Consider the following 21,912-nt stretch of genomic DNA (forward strand, 5'->3'; position numbering starts at 1 on the left):
GCCGGGTCCGCGCATGTAGTGAAGCTCGGGGCGGTAGGGGTCGCCGGCGATCCTCATCAGTATGTGCCATTTGCTGGCGACGAAGCTCAGGGGGTGGCGGAGCAGGGTCAAGGGAGCGAGCAGCATGGCATCACCTCAATGCGGCTTGCCGAGCATGGCGGTGAAGGGGAGATCGAAAATCTCCTCGCCGTCGTCGTCGCTGACATGGATCACCCAGTCACGCCAATCCTCGTTGCTCGGCGTCAGGATCATCGATCGCATGATCTGGGCGGCGCGGTCGCGGGCCTCGGTGAGATTGGAGACGGCGGCGCCGTAGTGATCGATCAGCGTGCCCTCGGCATTGGAGCAGTGAAAATAGACCTGGACCATATACGCCTCCTGTGAGGAGCGATTGGGATGGCAAACCGATACCACCCGAGGCATTCGCGAAACATTCGGGTCGAACCCGGTAAGGGAATTTACGGAGATTGGTCGCCTCCGAGGTCGTTACAGGTTTAATCACAGGCGGGTGATGATCAGCTGGACCGCGCTTGGGCGGCATGGAACAAGTTTCGCCGGAAATCCGGGGAAGCTGCCGTGAATCACCTCATATTCTGGCGTGAACGTCGACGCCTGTGCTTGTTTGTGGCTGTTGTTACTGGGGCGCTGCTCGGTGTTGCCCCGGGAGCGTCCTCCGACCCGGTAAGGAAGAGCGGCTATACGATCGGCACGGACGTCTGCGGCAGCGGCGATCTCGCCTTTCCCAAAATCCAGATCGACATGAAGGCAGGCTTTTGCGCCGGCCTCGTCGCCAGCGAGGACGACCGCCTGAAATTCCCGCGCTCGATCATCCAGGTGCCGGGCCGTGACCTGTTCGTGGTGGCCGATATGGGCGGCTGGGGCCACACCGACGGACGCCTGCTGCTGCTCGACCCGCGGGCGCCCCAAGGCCAGCGGTTGAGGGAATTGCTGACCGGCGTCGAGTATCCGTTCGGCCTGGTGATCGGTCCCGACAGGAAGCTCTATGCCTCAACCGCAGAGACGATCTTCCGGTTCGATCCGCTTGCGGACAATCCGCGCGGCACGGTCGAGACCATCATCCGTCGCATGCCCGGCCGGCGGATCAGTCTGCCCGACGGCACCAGGCTCGACGAAAGCGCGCATCCGCTCAAGCAGTTTGTCTTTGACAGGAACGGGCGGCTGTTCGTCAATATCGGCTCGCACAGCGACGACTGCGTCACGCCGGCACCGATCACCAAGCCTTGCGCGGCCGCCGAGGGCGCGTCCGCGATGGCATCGATCTGGCTATACACGCCGCCTGCGGGTGGCGTCTTCCCGGCGCTGAAGCCGAGCGATCCCGATCCGCCGCACACCGTCTATGCGCGGGGCTTGCGCAATTCGATGGCGCTGGCGCTGCATCCGAACTTTCCCGATGCCGGCTACGCCTTCCTGCAAGGCGAGAACGGCCGCGATCTGCCAGACATTTTCAAGCCGAACGAGGAGATCAACGCGATCGAGCAGGGCAGGCATTATGGCTGGCCCTATTGTTACGATGTGTCGACGCCGAGCCCGGAATTCAGGAGCGTGCTGCAGTCCGGGATTTATAAATCGCTCTGCACCGCCAATGCGCTCTACAAGCCGCCGCTCTCGCTGATGCCGCCGCATGGTGCGCCGCTCGCGATGCTCTATTATCACGGCACAAAATTTCCGGAGCTGGAGGGTAAGCTGCTGGTCGGTCTGCACGGCTATCGTCCGACCGGCAGCCGCGTCCTCATCCATGACGTCGACGACCACGGCTTCCCAAAGCCTGCCCCGGCGCCGGTGCACTATCACGTCAGCTGCGCGGCCGACCCGACCCGCAGCTTCCTGACCGATGCCGGCGAGGTGGCCGCCGCGCCGTTCGAGGAGCTGATTTCAGGCTGGCACCGCGTCAACGGCGCGCGACCGCAAGGCGCCCCGGTCGGCATGACGGTGGCGGAAGACGGCGCGATCTGGCTGGTCGAAGACAAGAACAAGACCGTGATCCGCATCGATCGCGCCACAGGCGATGCGCCGGCGCCGCTACCCTGTGACATCCGCAGCCAGGCGATGATCGACCAACTCGCGGCCTTCGTCGCCAGGGACGCGCAGAACAGCGCCCGGCTCACGTCGCTGCGCAAGGGCCTCGTCGAGAAGCATTGCGTCGGCTGCCATTCGGATTTCGGCTTGAAGCCGGGCCAATCGGATGCGGAAAAGGACGGAGCCGTGCTCCGCTTCATGCTGTCACAGGACGGCTGGATCTATCCGGGCGATCCCGACGCCGGCCAGCTGCGCACGCGGCTGCGCGGTCTCGGTGCGGAGAAGCTGATGCCGCCGGGCGGCGAGGGCCTGCCGAAGACCGAGCCGGGTTACACGCGACTGCTCGATATCGCGGACCTGCTCGTTGCGAAAATGGTTCCGGGCACGCGGATGCGGATCAAATCTGGCCCGCCGCAGCGCAAGTTCTTTGGCAAAACCAACAAGGAATGCGGCGAAATACCGGCCGCCAAGGTCGTGGTCGTGACACAAAAGAGCGTTGTAGACAAACCCGGCTTCAGCCGATTCTTCCGGCCGGCCGATCCCTATCTGAACGGCGAGTGCACCGACGACGATGGCTATTACATCCGGCAGGAATTTCTGGTGCCTGTGCAGTAGCATTTTGCTCGTCGCGACGCTGCCGGCCGCTGCCGAGACCAAGCTGTTCGAAAGCGCACAGGTGACGCCCACAGGCGAATACACCTTCGGCATCGAAGGGCCCGCCGCCGACCTCGACGGCAACCTCTTCGTGGTCAATTTCGGCAAGCAAGGCACCATCGGCAGGCTGCCAGCCGGCGGCGCGGCGTCGGAGCCTTTCACGGCGCTGCCCGAAGGCAGCGTCGGCAATGCCATCCGCTTCGATCGGAATGGCACCATGTTCATTGCCGACTACAAGAAGCACAACGTCTTCACGATTCCGAAGGGAGCGACGGAGCCGTCCCTCTGGTTTCACTCCGACGAGATGAACCAGCCCAACGACATCACGATCGCGCGCGACGGCACGATCTATGCGAGCGATCCGAACTGGAAGGGCCGGGAAGGCCACATCTGGCGCATCGCGAAGGCAGCGGACGGATCGGTGCAGGGCCAGATCATGGCGGCGCCGCGCGCGATGGGCACCACCAACGGCATCGATCTCAGTCCTGACGGCAAGACGCTCTATGTCGGCGAATCCAGCAGCGGCCAGATCTGGTCCTATGGCATCCGGGGCAACGACCTCGTCGACGCAAAGCTCGTCAAGTCGTTCCAGCCCGACACCATCGACGGCCTGCGCACCGATGTCACCGGTCGGCTGTATGTGGCGCGCATTCTCAAGGGCACGATCGCGTTGATGAAGCCCAACGGCGCGGTCGAGCGCGAGATCGCGCTGAGGGCCAAGGAGCCGACCAACCTCGCCTTCGGCGGTGGCGACGGCAAGACCGTCTTCGTCACGCAGCGCCAAGGCGGCTTCATCGAGGCCTTCCGCACCGACCAGCAGGGCCGCGAGCACTGTCTTCAGCGCGGGCGTTGCTGAGCTTCGCGGGCGATCTGCTTTCAGCGCAGGGCAGCGCGACAGGGGCGGCATTCTTCTTGCTTGCATCTGGCCGTCGCGGAGATCAAGACTCTGCGGCACATTAAAGAGCATGCGACCCACGGAGTGTGTGAGTGAAAGCCGTCCATACCGAGCTGCATCGCAGCCATGATCCGCAATTCTTCCTGGTTCGCGGTGTCGTCAAGCGCACCACCGAGCAGCCGGAGCGCGCCGACCGCCTGCTCAAGGGATTGAAGGACGGCAAGCATCAACTGGTCGAGCCGACGAAATTCGGGCAGGGCCCCCGCGCGCGCATCCACAGTCCGGAATATCTGTCGTTCCTGAGCGAAGCCTGGGATGCCTGGACTGCACTCGGCGATTCCGGCCCGGAGATGATCGGCAACATCCATCCGGTGCGCCACGCCGCGACCTATCCCACCCATATCGTCGGCAAGCTCGGCTGGCACACCGCCGACACCGCGGCGCCGATCGGGCCGGGCACGTGGGCGGCCGCCTGTGCCGCGACCGACGTTGCAGTCACCGCGGCGCAGATGGTGATGGACGGCGAGGATGCGACCTACGCGCTCTGCCGTCCGCCGGGCCATCACGCCTATCGCGACATGGCGGGCGGCTTCTGCTTCCTCAATAACAGCGCGATCGCAGCGGCGCATCTGCGGCAGAAGCACGAGCGTGTCGTCATTCTCGACGTCGACGTCCATCACGGCAACGGCACGCAGGGCATCTTCTACGCGCGACCGGACGTCTACACGATCTCGATCCATGCCGATCCGATTGCGTATTATCCGTTCGTGTGGGGCTATGCCCATGAGCGTGGCGAGGGTCCGGGCCTCGGCACCAATCTCAACATTCCCCTTGCCATCGGCACCGGCGATGACGGCTACATCCAGGCGCTGGACGTCGCGCGCAAGGCGATCGAGTCCTTTGCGCCCGGCGCGCTCGTCGTCGCGCTCGGTCTCGATGCCTCGGAACACGACCCGCTGAAGGGATTGGCCGTCACCACGCCGGGCTTCCGCCGCATCGGCCAGGCCATTGCGAAAATGGGCCTGCCGACCGTATTCGTGCAGGAGGGCGGCTATCTCTCGGATATTTTGGGCGCGAACCTGACCTCGGTGCTGGCAGGGTTCGAAGAGGCGCGGTGATCTCCGTCTTTTACCGCCTTTGCCCGCCGAAGCCTTGGCGAAGGCGGGGGGCAGAGGCCGGAAAACACGTCATTGCCTCGACAGACGAGAAGCCGCGGTGGCGTCATTCGGCCGCTTGCTGCAGCGGCCAGGCCCGACGGCTGATCGGCAGGCCGCCGTCCGCACGTGAGCCATCGGCGATCGCGAGGCGATGCGAGGGCGATGGCGAGCACAGCGAGAAGCGCCAGCCATGCGGATCGTCGGCGATATCGGGCTTGAAGCTGATCTCGATGGCCTCGCGTGACACCTGCATGGCGAATGCATCGAGCGGTAGATTGAGCCCAAAGCCCCTGGCCTTCAGGTAGGCCTCCTTGAGCGTCCAATAGTCGAAGAAGCGCTCGATCGCGGCGGGCTCGGGCAGTCCGCGCAAGGTTTCGACTTCCTCCGGGGCAAAGAAGCGAAGCGCGGTGGACAACGGCGCGATGCGCCGGGACACGGTTTCGACGTCGACGCCGACGGCCTCATGCCGCGAGACGACGCAGGCGACGCAGCCGTCGGCATGCGACAGGCTGAAATGCAGCGCGGTCGAGGTCTTGGGCGCTGCGACAAACGGCCGCCCATAGCGACCGGCCGCAAAGGACCAGTCGGAGGGGGCAACGTTGGAGGCGACCTGCGACAGCGCCATGCGCAGCATGGCATGCGCGAAAATATACTGCCGTCGATGCCGCTCGAACATGAAACGGTCGGCCCGGATCTGTTCGTCGACGGAGAGCAGGCGTCGACACGCATCGACGACGCCTGGCGTGTCGATGGTCTCGATCAGTCCGACAAACAGTTCAATTCCGTCGTCTGCCATCAATGAGGCCTTTGGCGTCAGGCGGGAGGGAATCCCCGGCGCGGGACGCAAGAATCAATTGAGCAGACCGCTTCTAGCGGTCCACTCTGGCGAATCCTTGTCGATTGCTGGCCGGTTTACAGACGCAAGCTTGTGCGAGACCCCAACTCGACAGGCGAGCGGTCGATTTTTAAACAATCGTGCGGCGTCCCCGGCCGACGCTTACTTTTTCTTCTTCCTGGATTTCTTCTTGGCCCCGCGCAGAGCCTTAAGGCTGTCGTCGACATCCTTCAGCGCGACCTTGAGCTTGTCTTTCTCGAAGTTGAGCAGCTCTCGCAGTGCCTTGCGGTCCTCCTCGCTGAGCGAGGTCTTCTTCGTAAATTTGATGAAACCCATAACATTTCCCCGGTTGAAAATAATCGTGCAAATCAAAGCCCGCGAACAATCTTGCGCGGTGGCGCCAAATAATCAAGATGCAACTGGATCATTCACAGCTTCGACGAGCCGGCGTTTTCCTCCGGCTTGAAATCAGGCTGCTCTGCGGTCGAGCAATTTGCCGAGAGGCGCGCTGGGCTCGGCGATCGCCGCCGCCAGCAACGCGACGAGATCCTCCATCCAGGCGCCGACCATGCGGCCGTCTAACAGCTCCCGCTTGTAATTGCATGAACCGGTGATTCCGGTCGGGCGTTCCTTGAGCATCAGTGACAGCCAGGTCTGGTCGATCGGCAGCACCGGCTGGCCCTCGCGAGCGATGTTGCCGATCGATTCTGTCGCGAGATCAGGCAGATCGAGCGGCTGGCGCAGCGGATTTTGCAATGTGAAATAGACCTGGAACAGCGAGGCCGGATCTACCCCCTCCCGCTCCAGATGGTCGGCCAGGATATTGAACGGCAGCTCCTGCCGGGCATGCGCGTCCAGTACGCTCTGGCGCACCCGCGCCAAGGCTTGCACGAACGACAGCTCCGGTGTGATTTTGGTGCGGACGATCACCGTGTTCTCGAACGGGCCGACGATTCGGTCAGTATCCGGCTGGGCGCGATTGGCCATGGCGGTGGCGACCACAATGTCGGTGCGCCCCGTTCGCGCCAGCAGCAGCGCCTTCAGGCCGGTGAGAAGGCACATGAATAGCGTACCGTTGTGCCGGCCGGCGAAAGCCGTGAGCCGGCCGATCAGCTCACGCTCGAGGCTCACCGGATGATGCCCGGTGGACGCACCCGGTCTTGATTCGTCATCGAAGAGCGGGGCCGCGCCGCGCAAATTCTCGGTCCAGTCGGCGAGCTGGCGGCGGGCCGCGCCGGTGCCGCACCACCAGCGCTGCCAGCGCGCGACGTCCGAAAAGGCTGGCGCTCGTTTCGGCAGCGGCATCGACGGATATCCGGCCAGTGCCGCATAACGGTTCGACAATTCCTCGAACAGCACGCCGATCGACCATCCGTCGACGATGGCGTGATGCAGCGTCAGCAGCAGCACGTAATCGTTGTCGTGGAGCCGCAACAACCGGGTGCGCATCAGCGGCGCGCGCGTGATGTCGATCGGGGTATAGGTTTCCTGCTCGATCAGGAGATCGATCTTCCTGAGTTCGAGCGCCCTGCGCCGCTTGTTGTTATGGGAATGACCGCCGCCGACAGTCTCGACGGTCAGGACTCGGCCGAGGGTGCCGGGTGCGCCGATGTGGCTGACGGGCTCCTCGCCGTTCCAGCTGAACGTGGTTCGAAGCGCTTCGTGCCGGCGAACGATATCGTCGATCGCCTGCGCCAGAGCGGCCCGATCGAGTGGGCCCTGGAGGCGGAAGGCAAAGGGCAGGTTGAACAGCGGCAGCCCCGGCAGGTTCTGTTCGATCCGCAGCATCTGATCCTGCGCGATCGAGAGAGTCGGAGGACCGCGGTCGGCCAGCCTCGTTTCAGTTTGCCTTATCCCGCTTGCGGCAGGCTTGCGCGGCTTCGCCGCTACGGCCGCGTCGACCTGCCGTGCCAGCTCTTCGATCGTCGGGGCCTCGAAGATGGTCTTGATCGGCAGCGACACGCCGAGCGCACGGGCGACGCGCGCCATCACCTGTCCCGCGAGCAGCGAATGGCCGCCGAGATCGAAGAAATTGTCGGTGACGCCGAGACTCTCGACCTTCAGCAGGTCGATCCAGATGTCGGAGAGCGCCTTTTCGGTGAAGCGCCGCGCCGGCACGGCCGCATCCGGTCCGGACACGTCCTGCTGCGCCGGCGCCAGCAGCGCCGACCGGTCGATCTTGCCATGGGCGTTGAGCGGCAACTGATCGAGGAACAGGAAGGCGGACGGGATGGCATGGCCTGGCAGCCTGCCTTTCAGGAATTCGCGCAGCTCGCTGGCGCTGCTCGTGCAGCCGGGCCTTGCGACGATATGAGCGACCAGCCTGACATCGCCGCTCGCCTCGCGACGCGGCTCGACGATGCCGGCGCGTACACTCGGATGCTCGGCAAGTACGTTCTCGATCTCCTTGAGCTCGATCCGGTAGCCTCGGATCTTGACCTGATGGTCGGCGCGGCCGAGGCATTCGATCGTGCCGTCAGCGCGGCGGCGGGCGAGGTCGCCGGTCCGGTAAAGCCGTGCGCCCGCCCGGCGCGAGAACGGATCGGGCAGGAAGCGCTGCCGGCTCTGAGCGGGATCGTTGATGTAGCCGCGGCCGACGCCGGCGCCGCCGATGCAGAGCTCGCCGGTCACGCCGGCTGGCAGCGTTTGGAGGTTTGCATCGAGCACATAGAGCTGGGTGTTCGGCAGCGGCGCGCCGACCGGAACGTTGCCGGTCGCGATCGCCGGCGCCTTGGTCAGGCGATGCAGGGAGACGTCGTCAGAACATTCCGACGCGCCATAGGCGTTGATCAGCGGCACTTTCGGGCAGCGAGCGAACCAGGTGCGGCAGAGATCGACCGGCAGCGGCTCTCCGGTCGAGATCAGCAGCCGCAATTTGGAGAAGGCGCGTTGGACCTGTGCCTCGTTCATCCGTTCGACGACGATCCGCAAGAGCGAGGGAACGATTTCGAGCACCGTGACGCCTTCCTGCTCGATCTCCTGCGCCAGCATGATCGGGTCCTGCACGGTCGCGTTGCCGCAGATATGCACGCGCGCGCCGACCATGGGCCCGGCGAGAAACTGCCAGACCGAGATGACGAAACTCTGCGGCGCGGTCTGCGCGATCACGTCCCTGGCCGTGAGCCCGAGCTCGGAGATGAGCGAGGCCAGATGGTTCGACAGGCCGCGCTGCTCGACCATGACACCCTTCGGCGTGCCGGAGGACCCGGAGGTATAGACGAGATAAGCGAGGCTCGCGGCGGCGCGCGGCGCGGCGTGGGCCGGCTTGGTCGTCCCTGGCGCTATCGCGTCTTCGAGTTCGGCCACATGGATGCGCTCGACCAGCGGATCGAGCAGCGTCTCGACCATCGCGGAGTGGGCCCGCCCAGTCAGCAGCACGCGGGCGCAGCTCGATCCGAGGATGGTCGCGAGCCGTACCGTTGGCTGGTCGGGATCGAGATTGAGGAAGGCCGCGCCCACGCGCTGCACCGCGATCATCGCGGCGAGCAGGTCGGGTCCGCGCTCCGCCAGCAAGGCGACCACGCTCTCGGCACCAACGCCTTCGCGGACCAGCCAGCGCGCGACCGCCTGGCTGCGGCGCGCAAGCTCGCGATAGCTCAGGGACGTGCGTCCGTCCGATACCGCAATAGCGTTCGGCGTCGTTTTGGCCTGACGATCGAAACGTTCGCTCAAATTGCCGCGCGTGGTGAAATTAGCCGGCACGCCCCGGCCTTTCGCTAGCAATTGCCGGCGTTCGGCCTCGGTCAGGAGCGGCAGGCGCGAGATGCGCTCCTCGGGATTAGCGATGGCCGCCTTGAGCAGGGTCTTGAACTGGGCCGCCATGCCGTCGATCGTCGCGGCGTCGAACAGATCGGTGGCGTATTCGAAGAAGCCGGTGAAACGGCCGTCGGCCTCGACCAGTTCGAGTGTGATGTCGAAGCGCGCCACCTTGGGATCGACTTCCAGCCGCCGCGTCGAGAGGTTCGGGAAGCGCGCCGCCTCGATCGAGGCGTTCTGGAGGATGAACATGATCCGGAACAGCGGATTGCCGTCGCTGCGGCGCGCGACCTGGAGCGCGCGCAACACCTCCTCGATTGGAAGATCCTGGTTGCGGTAGGCGTCCAACGTGACCTGCCGCACCCGCCGCAGCATCTCGCCGAAGCTCGGATCGCCGCTGAAATCGTTGCGCAGGACCAGAGTGTTGGCGAACAGCCCGATCAGGCGCTCGCTTTCGATCTGGTTGCGGTTGGCGATCAGCGATCCCGTCGCGACATCCTCATGCGAGGTTTGACGGAACAGCAGGCATTGGAACACGGCGAGCAGCGTCATGAAGGGCGTGACGCCCTGGTTCTGGCTCAGCGTCCGCAGGTCGGCCGACAGAGTTCTTGAGAATTCGAGATAGCGACGGGCGCCGTGGCCGCTCCAGATCTCCGGCCTCGGCCGGTCGGTTCGCAGTGGCAGCGTGGTGACGCCGTCGAGCTGGGTCCGCCAATAGTCGAGCTGTTCCTTTGCCGCGGGCGTCTGCGCCCAGCTCTGCTGCCACAGCGCAAAGTCGCGATATTGGAAGGCGGGTGACGGCAGCGCGGCGGCGCTCCTCGTGTGCGCGGCTGCATAATGGGCGGCAAGCTCCTGCCAGAACAGCCGTTGCGACCAGCCGTCGGTGACGAGGTGATGGACATTGACCACCAACGCGTGGCTCGTCTTGTCGAACGACAGCAGCGTCACCTTCACTGGCGGCTCGTGTGCCAGGTCGAACGGATGTTGTGCGAGCTTGAGCGCCTCGCGCCGGATCACTGCGATCCGCTTGTCCGCAAGGCAGGGCCTGAGCTTGATTCGTTCGAACCGCGGTGGCGATTGCAGCACAAGCTGCGCCGGCTCGCCCTGCCGTTCGATGAAGACCGAGCGCAGCGCCTCATGGCGCGCGTAGGTCGCCGCAAGGCCCGCCTGAAGGGCCGCGACGTCGACAGGGCCCTTGAGAAGCGCGACTTCGGCGACGTTGTAATTGTAGCGGGTCGGATCGAGCCGCGAGAGCAAATACATCCGCTGCTGCTGGAACGACAGCGCTGCGTCCGCGTCTATGGCCTTGCGCCATGCCGGCAGCGCCGCCTCGCGGTGGCTTGCGGCCGTCTCGAGCCGGGCCGCAAGAGCTGTGACCGTGGCACAGTCGAAAATGTCCTCGAAGGAGAAATCGACGTTGAAGCGTTCGCGCAGGCGCGAGCGCATCTGCGTCACCGCGAGCGAATCCGCGCCGAGCGCGAAGACGTCCTGATCGGCGCCGACCTGCGGTAGCTCCAATAGACCAGCCCAGATCGCGGCGAGCTGGGTCTCCAGCGCATTGCGCGGCAGCCCGGCCTCGTCGCCGCCGCCCACGGTTGCGATCAGCGCGGCCAGCGCATTGCGCTTGAGCTTGCCGCTGGCGCCTTTCGGCAGCGCGGCGACGCTGCGGATCAGGCTCGGCACCTTGTAGGCCGCGAGCCGCTTTCGCGCGAACTGGCGCAACTGGTCCGAGGTCGCCTCGGAATTCGGTCGCAGCACCACGACAGCCGCAACGTTCTCGCCGAGCTTCTCGTGCGGGACGGCGAACACGCCGGCTTCCAGCACCGCCGGATGGCTGAGCAGGACCTCCTCCACCTCCAGCGGCGAGATCTTCTGACCGCCGCGGTTGATGACGTCCTTGATGCGGCCGACGATGAAGAGATAGCCGTCGGCGTCGAGATAGCCGAGATCGCCGGTCCGGAACCAGTCGTTGCGGAACGCGGCCTCTGTCGCCACCTCGTCATTGTAGTAGCCGCGGCTCATGTTGGGGCCGCGCAGCATGATCTCGCCATGCGTGCCGCTCGCGACTGGGCGGCCCGTCTCGTCCATGATCGCGATTTCCGGGCCAGCGGCGCGGCCGACCGATCCGGCCTTGCGCAGCTCGAACGGGTTGGCCGCGATCTGCGAGGCCGCCTCGGTCATGCCGTAGGTCTCGAGCACGGGAACGCCGAACGTCGCTTCCAGTCCTTCGAGAATCGCCGGCGCCAGCGAGGCTGAGGCCGAGCGGATCACGCGCAGCGACGATGCCCGGACGCGGTCCGGATCAGCTTCCGCCGCCGTCAGCAGCGCGCGATGAATGGTCGGCACCGCCGTGTACCAGGTTGGCTGCAGCTCCCGCATCCAACTGAAGAAGGACGACGCGTCGAAACCCTCGGTGCAGATCACGCTGGAGCCTGCGGTCAGCGCCGTCAGCAGGCCGGAGATCAGACCATGGGCATGAAACAGCGGCAGGACGTTGAGCAGGCGATCGTGGGACGTGAGCGACAGCACGCGGCCGGCGTTGTGGGCGGACAGGCACACATTGCGATGCGTCAGCGGCACCATTTTCGGCCGCGCCGCCGTGCCCGACGTCAACAGGATGAACGCATCGCCGTCGCCGCGCGAGGTGCCGCTGGCATTTGCCGGCCTGATCGTCGGCCCGATGAACGCGCAGGCGCCGAGATCGTTGACCGGCCCCGGCACGAAATCGATGACCGCGATGTCGAGCGTCCTGGCGACGTCGCGGCTCGCCGAGTTCATGTCGGCCCGGGTCACGAGCGCCGACAGCTTCAGTTCGCTGAAGTAGCGCTGCAGCTCATCCGCGGTCAGATCGGGATTGATCGGGACGCAGGCACCGCTCGAGGCGACCGCGATCAATGCCAGCGCGCCGTCGGCGCCGCGCGGCAGTGCAACGGCGATGCGGTCTGCGGGACTGATGCCGAGCCCACGCAAGGTACGGACCAGTTGCTGAATCGATTCGCCCAGTGCGGCGTAGCTGAGGGCCGGCCGGCCCGGGGCGAGGAGGGCGGGTGCCGCCGGCATCTTCCGCGCATGGAAGTCGAGAAGGTCGCCGATATGGGCAAAGGACTTGGTTTCGGCGCCTACGGCTTCCGTTCCCTGTCCCGCTCCGGATGCAATGTCCGACAACGCCATTCCCTTTTGATCTGATTGAGCTATTCTTCCCAAGAGTTAGGGAACGCGTCCAGTCTGAGGTGAAGTTCGGGCCTCAAAATCTGTGGTTGAGGGGCCTAAAGCCCTTCGACGGAGTGATGGTCGGGCGGAAATCACCATGCTGGAGAATGAGCCGGGCACGGGAACGGAGGGCGGGCTGAAGCGCTGGCTCGAGGGCATCGGTCTCGGCCACTACACCGATCTCTTCGCGCAGCACCGTCTCGATCTCGACGTCATGGCGGACTTGACCGAATCGGATCTGGTCGAGCTCGGATTGCCGCTCGGCGATCGCAAGCGGCTTCAGCGAGCCATGTCGGCGCTGTTCCAGGCTGAAACGGCGGAGCCGTCGGCGGCAGTGGCGCCTCCGCTAGCGCGCGCGGAGGTCGGCGCGGAACGGCGTCAGCTCACCAGCATGTTCTGCGACATGGTGGATTCCACCTCGCTCTCGGTTCAGTTCGATCCGGAAGACGTGCGCGACATGATCGCGGGCTTCCGCGAAATCTGCGTCCGCGTGGTCAAGCATTACGAGGGCTTTGCCGCCCGCTTCGTCGGCGACGGTATCCTGGTCTATTTCGGCTATCCGACCGCTCATGAGGACGACGCCGAGCGCGCGGTGCGCGCCGGGCTCGAGATCGTGCAGGTGCTGTCGAGCGCGCACGCGATCGAGCCGCGCGGTGCGCTCAGCCACTCGCCCGCCGTCCGCATCGGGATCGCGACCGGTCTCGTCGTGGTCGGCGATCTCGTCGGGCAGGGCACCGAAGAGCGCGATTCTGCGGTCGGAGAAACCGTCAATCTCGCCGCGCGCCTGCAAGGTCTGGCGCCGCCCAACGGCGTCGTGATCTCCGCCTCGACCCAAGCGCTGCTGAAGGGGAAGTTCGACTACCGCAATCTCGGCGTCCATGACTTGAAGGGCATCCCCGAGAAGGCACAGGCCTGGCACGTGATGCGCGCCTCGCGGGTGGAGACCCGCTTCGCCGCCGCCATGGGCACGCGGCTGACGCCGCTCGTCAACCGCGAGGAGGAGATTGCGCTGCTGATGGGGCGCTGGCAGCAGGTCAAGGACGGCGACGGCCAGGTCGTCGTCAAGTTCGGCGAGCCCGGAATCGGCAAGTCGCGCATCATCCAGGAAATCTTCGAGCGGATATCCGGCGATCGCCATGGACAAGTCTCGCTCCAGTGCTCGCCTTACTACACCTCCACGGCGTTCCATCCGTTCGTCGAGCAGCTCAAATTCTCCCTCGGTCTCGACCGCGAGGATGCGTCCGCGCAGTCGCTGGCGAGTCTGGAAACCGCGATCGCCGCCGCGCATGGCGACATCGAGCAGGTCGCGCCGCTGTTTGCCGCGCTGCTGTCGATACCGACCGGCGACCGCTATCCGCGGCTCGACCTTTCGCCGCAGCAGCAGAAGGATGCGACCGTCGCGGCGCTGGTCAATCACTTCCTGGGCCTTGCGCGCGAGATGCCGCTGGTGATCGTGTTCGAGGACCTGCATTGGATCGACCCGACCTCGCGCGAGGTGATCGACCTCCTGGTCGACCGGGTGCAGAACCGGCCGATACTGGTCATCATCACCGCGCGATCCGAATTCCAGCCGAGCTGGAACGCGCATTCGCATGTCACGACCCTGGTGCTGAACCGTCTGAGCCGGCAGCTGCGCACGACGCTGGTCGAACGCGTCGCCGGGCGAGAGCTGCCCAAGGAAGTCGTCGAGGAGATCATCGTCAAGACCGACGGCGTGCCGCTGTTCCTGGAAGAGCTGACCAAGACGGTTCTGGAATCCAACCTCCTGACCGAGCGGCACGGGCGCTACGTGCTGTCGGGCCCGTGGCGGCAACTCGCGATCCCGGCGACCCTGACGGACTCGCTGATGGCGCGGCTGGACCGGATGGGACCGTTCAAGCGGATCGCACAGATCGGCGCCACGATCGGCCGCGAGTTTTCCTATGAGACGCTGCACGCGGTCGCCAACACGCCCGCCGAGCAGATCGAAGCCGCGCTCAATCATCTGGAGGAGGCGGGCCTGATCATGCGCCGCGGCCATCCGCCGGACGCGCTCTACTCCTTCAAGCACGTGATGATCCAGAACGCCGCGCATGCGAGCCTGCTGCACAGCGAGCGCCGCAAGCTGCATTCCCGGATCGCCCAGGTGCTCGCCGAGATGTATCCGGAGAAGACCGAGCGCGAGCCGGAGCTGCTCGCCCATCACCTGACCGAATCCGGGCAGAGCGAGGGCGCCGCCAGCTTCTGGCTCAAGGCCGGCAAGCGGGCGGCCAAGAGCGGCGCCAATCTGGAAGCGATCGGTCATTTGCGGCGCGGCTTGAGCGTCGTGCAGGCCAATGCGCGCATGCAGGGCGCCGACGAGATGGAGCTCGAGCTGCGGATCGCACTTGGCAACGCGCTGATCGCCGCCAAAGGCTATGCCGTGCAGGAGGTCGAGGAGAATTACATCCGCGCGCTCGAGCTCGGCCAGCAGCTCGACGACGACGAAAAGACCTTCGCCGCCACGCGCGGGCTGTGGGTGTGCCATTTCATCCGGGCCGATCTCACGCGCGCGCACGATCTCAGCGTCGAGTTGTTGAGATTCGCCAAGCGCGAGCGGCTGAACCAGCGGGCGCAGCCGTCGCAGCAGACCGGTTATCTGATCGAGGCGCACCGCGCGATCGCGATGACCATGCTCTATCGCGGCCGCTTTGCTGCTGCCCAGCATCACCTGCACCGCTGCATCAACCTCTACAGCCCCGATCTGCACTCCGATCTGATGGAGCGCCACGGCATCGATCCCGGCGTCGTCTCGCTCTCCTACCTCGGTTATCTGCTCTGGTTCCTCGGCCGTCCGGACGCGGCGCGCCAGCACAGCGAGCAGGCGATCGCGAACGCCGAGAAGATCCGCCATCCCTTCACGCTGGCCTTCGCGCTCGTGTTCGGCGCCTATCTCTGCCAGCATCTGCGCGACGTCGAGGGCACGCGTGACCACGCCAACCGCGCCATGATCATCGCCACCGAGCACAATTTCCTGCACTGGAAGCAGCAGGCGGCGATCCTTCGTGGCTGGGCGCTGGCTCAGCTCGGCGAAGCCGATGAAGGCCTCAGCCAGATGCGCTTCGGCCTCGACGAGTACGAGGCGATGGATTCCTGGCTCGCCGGCTGCTGGTTCCGCTGCCTGCTCGCGGAGGCCTATGCCAAGGTCGGGATGCGCGATGCCGCCTTGCGCGCGCTGGATGGCGCGCTCGCGACCGCAAGACGAACCGGCGATCACTCCTACCTCGCCGAAGTCTATCGCCTGCAAGGCGAGATCACGCTGTCGGACGGCGACCCGGCATCAGTGCGGGAGGCCGAGGATATGTTCGCCCTGTCGCTGGAGACCGCGCGCAAGCAGGGCGCATTGTCCTGGGAGCTTCGTACCGCCGTCAGCCTCGCGCGGTTGTCGCACCAGGCCGGCAGGCGCGAGCACGCAAGTCTCCTGCTCGTGCCCATCGTCGGCAAGTTCAGCGAAGGTTTCTACACGCCGGACCTGAAGCAGGCGATGCAGCTGGTCAACGAGCTCGGTGCGGACGCGCTCGTCCGCGAACAGGTCGACCCATGACATGAGCGATCTTGCCGCAGCGCGTGCGCGTTACGTGGAGACAATAGCAAAGCGCGAGCGGATTGTCTCAAAGCGACTGCTCGAAGCGCTCGCTACCGTCCCGCGCGAGGATTTTCTGCCAAGGGGACCCTGGCGCATCAAGAGCGCGGCGGCGCGCAGCTATCGGCTGACGGCGGACGCCGACCCCGTGCATATCTACGACAATGTGCTGGTCGCGATCGACGCGCGCCGCAAGCTCGATACTGGGCTGCCGAGCCTGTGGGCGCATTTCATCGACGTGATCGAGGTCGGGGAGAAGGACCGGGTGGTCCAGATCGGCTGTGGGCTCGGCTATTTTTCCGCGGTGCTGTCGAGGATCGTCGGCCCAAAGGGCAGGGTGCTTGCAATCGAATGCGACGAGCGGCTTGCAAAGCGCGCTACGGGTTACCTCCGCGCTTATCGCAATGTCGAGGTGGTCCATGGCGATGGATGTGAGAAGATCAGCGAGCCCGCCGACGTCATCATCGTCCACGCCGGCTTCTCGCACCCGCACCCACTCTGGCTCGAGCAGCTCCGTCCGCGCGGCCGCCTCCTGGTGCCGCTGACGCAGCGGGACCGCGAAGGTGCCGCCCTCAAGATCACGCGCACGGGCAGGGGTTTTGAGGCCGAGGCGGTGCAGCAGATCCGGATCTTTCCCGGCCAGGGCCGAGGTGTGTCCGCGCTCGACGACCGCGTCGCCGACTGGTGGCAGCGCGCCTCCGCACTGGCGCCGCTGCGCTTTCGCAAGCTCGAACAGGGACTGCCGGCGGATGGCTAACGCTTCGTTTCATTTTACCTTGATTGCGAATGGAAGTATCCAACGCGTCTTGACGCGGCTATGACTGCGGCTTGACTGCCATTCGAGCGCGCCCATGCATTCCGTTGCCCTGCTGACCGCCAGCTACGCCAAGGATATCGAGCGCTTTTCGCTGCTCAGCGAGAGCATCGACACCTGGCTCTCGGGATACACGCGGCATTATGTTCTCGTTAACGATGAGGACGTGCCGCTGTTCGAGCGGTTCGGTTCCGACAAGCGCGTCATCGTCCCGGCCTCGCGTTACCTGCCGAAATGGCTCTTCGCGCTGCCGCCGGCCCTCCAGTTCATCAGCAGCCGGCGCGTCTGGCTCTCGCTGCTCTCGTCACCGGTGCACGGCTGGCACATCCAGCAGATCCTGAAGATCGCCGGCGTCCTCAATGCGCCGGAGCAGCGCGTCTGCATCCTGGACTCGGACAATCTGTTCATCCGCGAATTCGACGTCGGCCAATACGCCGGCGGTGAGAAGACGCCGCTCTTCGTCACGCCGAACGCCATCGCTGCCGATGCGCCGCTGCACGGCCTCTGGCTGCGCACGGTCGATCAGCTCCTCGGCGTGAAGGACCGGTCCTTCCCCGCGGACGACTATGTCGGCAACGCGCTGGTGTGGGACCGGGACACCGCACGCGCGATGACCGGTGCCATCAAGGCGGCGACGGGGCTGAACTGGGTCCTGGCGCTGTGCCGCAAGAAGAAGTTTTCCGAGTACCTGCTCTATGGCCATTTCGTCGCGAGCTCGCCCGCGCATTTGGCCACTCACCAGGTCACGGAAGACAGCATCGCGGTCTCGCACTGGGACGACACGCGTCTCGACCGTCCGGCCATCGAAGCGATGATGCGCGCCGCCTCGCCCGAACAGGTCGCGCTCTGCATCCAGTCCTATTCGTCGACCTCGATCGACGACATCCGCGACGTGTTCCGCCTCAGCTCGCGCGACCGGCGCAGTCCGAGCCTGTCGCCCGACCACATGGGAGAGGTGGCCACATTCGAGGTACCGAAGGCGCGCTAGAGCATGATCCGGACCCGAAGGGCCGCGTTCGCGCAAAGTGTGCAGCGGTTTTCCGGAAAGATCATGCTCAACCAATAGCGCGCTCAAGCATCCTTCGTGAACTTGCTGATCACGTCCATGAACGGCTTCGGCTTGAACTCGCCGTCGAGCGGCAGGGGACGGTTCGGCTGCTTGTCCTTACGGGCGAAGGTGCCATTGATCCAGCTGTAGCGATCCGAGATGCCCCAAGTCAGGATCGAGCGCACCGGTCCGCTGGTTGAAATCGCCGTCAGCAGATCATCGACGCGCTTGGCGACGATGGCGTCGCGCTCCGCCGGGCTCCCCATCAGCTTCTGATCGTCGACGTCGAGCTCGGTGACGAGCACCTCGAGCCCCCAGGAGCGCAGCTCGGTGACGAATTCGGCGAGCCCGTGTGTGTCGATCTCGAGCTCGGCATGCAGATGCGATTGCAGTCCGACGGCGTGAAGCGGAACGCCCTGGTCGAGCAGGTCCATGATCAGGTTGCGGTACGCCGCGCGCTTGGCGATGAAGGAATCCTTGGCCGACTCGATGTCGTATTCGTTGATCGCGAGCTTGACGAAGGGGTCGGCCGCGGCGGCGGTACGGAAGGCCAGCGGAATCCAGCGCTCGCCGAGATGCTGTGTCCAGAAAGTGTTGCGCCGGTCTTTCGGACTGCGGGGATTGTCCGGGATCGGCTCATTGACGACGTCCCACGACGTCAGCTTGTCCTTGTAATAGGAAACGACGGTGCCGATGTGATCGACGAAGGCGCGCTCGACGCCCTTGCCGTCCTTGATCTGCTTGGTCCAGTCCGGGATGTCGTGATACCAGGCGAGCGCGTGGCCGCGCATCGTCAGATCGTTCGCCTGCGCGAAATCAAGGATCGCGTCGGCGCGCTCGAAGGCGAAGGTGTGCGCATCCGGCCGCAGCATCGGCCATTTCAGCTCGAGCACCGGCACCACCTGCGTGCAATAGGTGCTGATGGCGTCCCCGAGCCGCGGATCGGCTTGCAGGTCCCAGAGTGTCGCCGCGGCACCATAGCCCGGGCGGCGCTGGGCACGTTTCGAGACCGGCACGGCAGACGCAGATGTGCCCGTCGCGAGTGTCGCGGCGCTACCGAGCAGGAATTCGCGTCTGTCGAGCCTGGTCACGCGTGGTTCTGCATCGCAGCTTCGGCGATCTCGTAATAGTGGAGCGCGCCTTTCTCGAGCGTCAGATTGTCCAGCACATAGTCGCGCGGCGCGAAGTCGCCGGTGCTGACCTGCGACCAGAAGCCGTTCCAGCCGGAGGTGAAGCCGTCCGCATCGGTGAAGGTCATGCCACAGCGCGCGTCGAAATAGGGCACCGAGGATACGCCGCCCTCGAACCTCACTTTGTTCGGGTAATATTTCGGATCCTGCCACGGCCCGCCGCGATCCCAGGCAAAGACAGGGACGCCGCTCGACAGCGCCTGCTGGCAGGCGATGCCCTGGCTCTCGTGCTCGCAGAGGAAGACCATGCTGCGGCAACGCGCCAGCGCCGCCTTGTAATCGTCTTCCTTGTAATGGCCGTAACGGATCACTTCGACAGTGCGGCCGCTTGCTTCGAGATGCCTGCGGATCGGCTCGATCAGCTCCGCCTCGTACCGCCCGTAATCCCAGCGGACCTTGTCGTAGAGCAGCACGTCGACGCTCTTCTGCTCGGTTGGCGCTGGAGTCCACAAATCGGTCTCGATGCCGACGGGCCAGGCGCCGACATGGGGCCAGTGCGGACGGAACATGTCGGCGTACCAGGCGCATGGCACCAGCACGCGCTTTACGTCGAGGTCCTTCAGACTCTCCGGCGCATCGATCGGGTGGTCGTACATGGCGACGCCGAGCAGCAGCGGGTTCTCCCACTTGAACCAGTCGAGCACGAACGGCCGGCCGATGATGCAGGCCAGTTCTTCGGGATGCTTCTGGATGTAGCGATAGTCGTTGACGCGATAGCGGATGCCAAGCCGATCGAGGCCCGCGCACAGATTGAGGAGCACGCGCCGCTGGCCGCTGACGTAGGACTTGCCGAGCAGCAAGCGCCGCAGCAGCGGCCGGAGGTGGCGGTCACCGGGAAACCAGCGATCGTCCCGTTCCTCGAAGAAGAGGTTGAGGACCATCCTGTCGCCTCCAGTCATGCCTGGGGTTGCCGGAACCAGCGGCGCGTCAGCGCCGCGATGCGGCCGAGAGGTCGGCTTCGCCCGTGTTCGTTCGGCAACGTCCATGTCAGTCACATCAGCGCATCGGAGGAGTCGGGCGACGTTTCGCTATCATTGCTTCTTTTCTGTGATCCCGCCGGCCCCTTCAAGGACAGGGCAAATTTAACGCTAACGCGCGATAACCGCGCGAACGCTTCATTCGCGGTCCGATTTGCAGGCTTATGCGGCTATCTTGCCGATGCCCAGCGGCGCAGTCGATTGCTCCAGCAAAGTCCAAGTGTTTTAACGCTTCGTTAATCCTCACGGCCGCAACCGGTCCCGAGTCCGCATGCTGAATCGCCATTTCTCCATTTATCTCGTCGCCTACATCCTGCCGGCGGCGGTGGGGTTCTTCGCGGTGACGGCCTACACGCGGCTGCTGACGCCGGCGGAGTACGGCGTCTATGTCGTCGGCATCAGCCTTGCCGGAATCTTGGGCGCGATCTTCTTCGCCTGGATCAAGCTGTCGGTGTCGCGCTATCAGGCGATGTCGGCGGAGGTCGATTTTCGCGGCACGGCCATGGTTGCCTTTGCGCTCACGGCCGCGGTTCTCTGCGCCACCACTCCGCTAGTCTTCCTGTTCCGCCGCGACGTCAGCGTCGAGCTGCTGCTCGCCAGCATGTTCGTCGCGATCATGGCCAATGCGGTCGATGTCGGCCAGGAGTTCGAGCGTGCCAAGCTGCGCCCCTACCGCTTCGCGGCGATCTCGATCGTGCGCAGCGTGTCGAGCGTCGGCTTCGGCCTCGCCGGCATCTGGCTCGGCTGGGGTGGATTGGGGCTGCTCGCGGCATTCGGCCTGGGCTCGCTCACCGGCATCATCCTGAATCTGGTCGGTGACCGCAGCAAGATCGCGCGCTTCCAGCGCAGCCAGTTCATGCAGCTCGCACGCTACGGCCTTCCATTGACGCTGGCCGGGCTTTCCGTTGCGGTCTACTCAGCCTGCGACCGTCTCATCGTCGCTTATTTGCTAGGCACGGACGCCGCCGGCATTTTTGGCGTCGCCGCCGATCTGCCGCGCCAGTTCATGGTCATGATCGCTTCCAGCGTCGCGGCGGCCACGGTGCCGCTGGTGTTCCGGTCGTTGTCCGAGAAGAACGATGCGGTGACGCGGGAGCGACTTTCCGAGAGCTTCGAGCTGCTGCTCGTCGTCGTCGCGCCGGTCGCGGTCTGGCTTGCGCTCGCCGCAGACCAGGTCGCCGGCACGCTGGTCGGTGTCGACTTCAGCGCCGGCGTGTCGGCGCTGCTGCCGACCCTGGTGCTCGCGCGCTTCTTCGGCATTGCCAATCAGTTCTATGTCCAGATCAGCTTCCAGCTCGCCGAACGGCCCTTCATGCTGGCGGCACAGTCCTTCCTCACGCTGGTCGTCAGCGTCGTCCTGATGTTCGCGCTGGTCGCCGGCTATGGCCTCTACGGTGCGGCGCTGGCAACCTTCGCGACCGAGGCGATCGGCTTCCTCGTTGCCATCGTCCTGATGCATCGCGCTCACCCGGTCCCGTTCGACCTCAACCGCCTCGCCGCTGTTGCCGCTTCCGCTGCGGCGATGGCGGCCGCGATCCTGATGGCGCGATCGCAAGCGGAAGGCACCGGTCTCGGGTCGCTCATCGTCGTGAGCCTCGCCGGTGGCCTCGCTTACGCCACCGCGGCGTGGCTGATGAACGTCGCGAACGTGCGAACATTGTCACTGCGCCTCCTGCGAACGTTCAACCGGAAGGCGCTGGGCGTCTAATTGCGCGGTGGGCGTAGTCGCCGCCAGACG

General features: G+C 65.2%; 13 protein-coding genes. 7 read left to right on the forward strand and 6 right to left on the reverse strand.

Annotated features, from left to right (window positions below; all coding sequences use genetic code 11):
- Nucleotides 1–135: 135 nt before the first annotated feature.
- Nucleotides 136–369: a DUF6894 family protein gene (locus CWO91_RS24585; RefSeq protein WP_130217055.1), complete on the reverse strand. Its 234-nt coding sequence runs from the start codon at nucleotides 367–369 to the stop codon at nucleotides 136–138.
- Between the two features lie 207 nt (nucleotides 370–576).
- Here CWO91_RS24585 and CWO91_RS24590 point away from each other — a divergent pair, with 207 nt between their 5' ends.
- From CWO91_RS24590 to CWO91_RS24600, 3 genes are all read left to right on the forward strand, one after another.
- Nucleotides 577–2,652, forward strand: a complete 2,076-nt coding sequence (locus CWO91_RS24590; RefSeq protein WP_130217057.1) for a PQQ-dependent sugar dehydrogenase — start codon at nucleotides 577–579, stop codon at nucleotides 2,650–2,652.
- Nucleotides 2,609–3,547 carry an SMP-30/gluconolactonase/LRE family protein gene (locus tag CWO91_RS24595; protein WP_130217059.1) on the forward strand — a complete coding sequence of 313 codons (939 nt, stop codon included), beginning with the start codon at nucleotides 2,609–2,611 and terminating at the stop codon, nucleotides 3,545–3,547. Before CWO91_RS24590 ends, CWO91_RS24595 begins: the two co-directional genes overlap by 44 nt.
- A gap of 131 nt (nucleotides 3,548–3,678) precedes the next feature.
- Nucleotides 3,679–4,704, forward strand: a complete 1,026-nt coding sequence (locus CWO91_RS24600; RefSeq protein WP_130217061.1) for a histone deacetylase family protein — start codon at nucleotides 3,679–3,681, stop codon at nucleotides 4,702–4,704.
- Between the two features lie 103 nt (nucleotides 4,705–4,807).
- Here CWO91_RS24600 and CWO91_RS24605 read toward each other — a convergent pair whose 3' ends face one another.
- The 3 genes from CWO91_RS24605 to CWO91_RS24610 form a co-directional block, all read right to left on the reverse strand.
- On the reverse strand, nucleotides 4,808–5,539 hold the full coding sequence (locus CWO91_RS24605) for a 4'-phosphopantetheinyl transferase family protein (protein WP_130217063.1): 732 nt from the start codon (nucleotides 5,537–5,539) through the stop codon (nucleotides 4,808–4,810).
- Nucleotides 5,540–5,740: 201 nt separating this feature from the next.
- Entirely contained in the window at nucleotides 5,741–5,914 is a 174-nt protein-coding gene (locus tag CWO91_RS43205; protein ID WP_164934413.1) for a hypothetical protein, read from the reverse strand.
- A gap of 132 nt (nucleotides 5,915–6,046) precedes the next feature.
- On the reverse strand, nucleotides 6,047–12,505 hold the full coding sequence (locus CWO91_RS24610; RefSeq protein ID WP_130217065.1) for a non-ribosomal peptide synthetase: 6,459 nt from the start codon (nucleotides 12,503–12,505) through the stop codon (nucleotides 6,047–6,049).
- A gap of 136 nt (nucleotides 12,506–12,641) precedes the next feature.
- Here CWO91_RS24610 and CWO91_RS24615 point away from each other — a divergent pair, with 136 nt between their 5' ends.
- The 3 genes from CWO91_RS24615 (at nucleotide 12,642) to CWO91_RS24625 (ending at nucleotide 17,947) form a co-directional block, all read left to right on the forward strand.
- Nucleotides 12,642–16,106: an ATP-binding protein gene (locus CWO91_RS24615; protein ID WP_130217067.1), complete on the forward strand. Its 3,465-nt coding sequence runs from the start codon at nucleotides 12,642–12,644 to the stop codon at nucleotides 16,104–16,106.
- Between the two features lies 1 nt (nucleotide 16,107).
- Nucleotides 16,108–16,902, forward strand: coding sequence for a protein-L-isoaspartate O-methyltransferase family protein (locus CWO91_RS24620; RefSeq protein ID WP_130217069.1), 795 nt, complete (start codon nucleotides 16,108–16,110; stop codon nucleotides 16,900–16,902).
- 94 nt (nucleotides 16,903–16,996) lie between these two features.
- Nucleotides 16,997–17,947, forward strand: coding sequence for a DUF6492 family protein (locus tag CWO91_RS24625; protein ID WP_130217071.1), 951 nt, complete (start codon nucleotides 16,997–16,999; stop codon nucleotides 17,945–17,947).
- 83 nt (nucleotides 17,948–18,030) lie between these two features.
- On the opposite strand, the gene CWO91_RS24630 is transcribed toward CWO91_RS24625, so the two are convergent.
- Both CWO91_RS24630 and CWO91_RS24635 read right to left on the reverse strand, forming a co-directional pair.
- Nucleotides 18,031–19,098 carry an endo-1,4-beta-xylanase gene (locus CWO91_RS24630; protein WP_130217073.1) on the reverse strand — a complete coding sequence of 356 codons (1,068 nt, stop codon included), beginning with the start codon at nucleotides 19,096–19,098 and terminating at the stop codon, nucleotides 18,031–18,033.
- Entirely contained in the window at nucleotides 19,095–20,183 is a 1,089-nt protein-coding gene (locus tag CWO91_RS24635) for a glycosyltransferase (protein WP_130217075.1), read from the reverse strand. Before CWO91_RS24635 ends, CWO91_RS24630 begins: the two co-directional genes overlap by 4 nt.
- Nucleotides 20,184–20,445: 262 nt before the next feature.
- Here CWO91_RS24635 and CWO91_RS24640 point away from each other — a divergent pair, with 262 nt between their 5' ends.
- Nucleotides 20,446–21,882, forward strand: coding sequence for an oligosaccharide flippase family protein (locus CWO91_RS24640; protein ID WP_130217077.1), 1,437 nt, complete (start codon nucleotides 20,446–20,448; stop codon nucleotides 21,880–21,882).
- Nucleotides 21,883–21,912: the final 30 nt, after the last annotated feature.

This window comes from Bradyrhizobium genosp. SA-3 (assembly GCF_004212635.1).
In the GTDB taxonomy this organism is placed as follows: Bacteria; Pseudomonadota; Alphaproteobacteria; order Rhizobiales; family Xanthobacteraceae; genus Bradyrhizobium.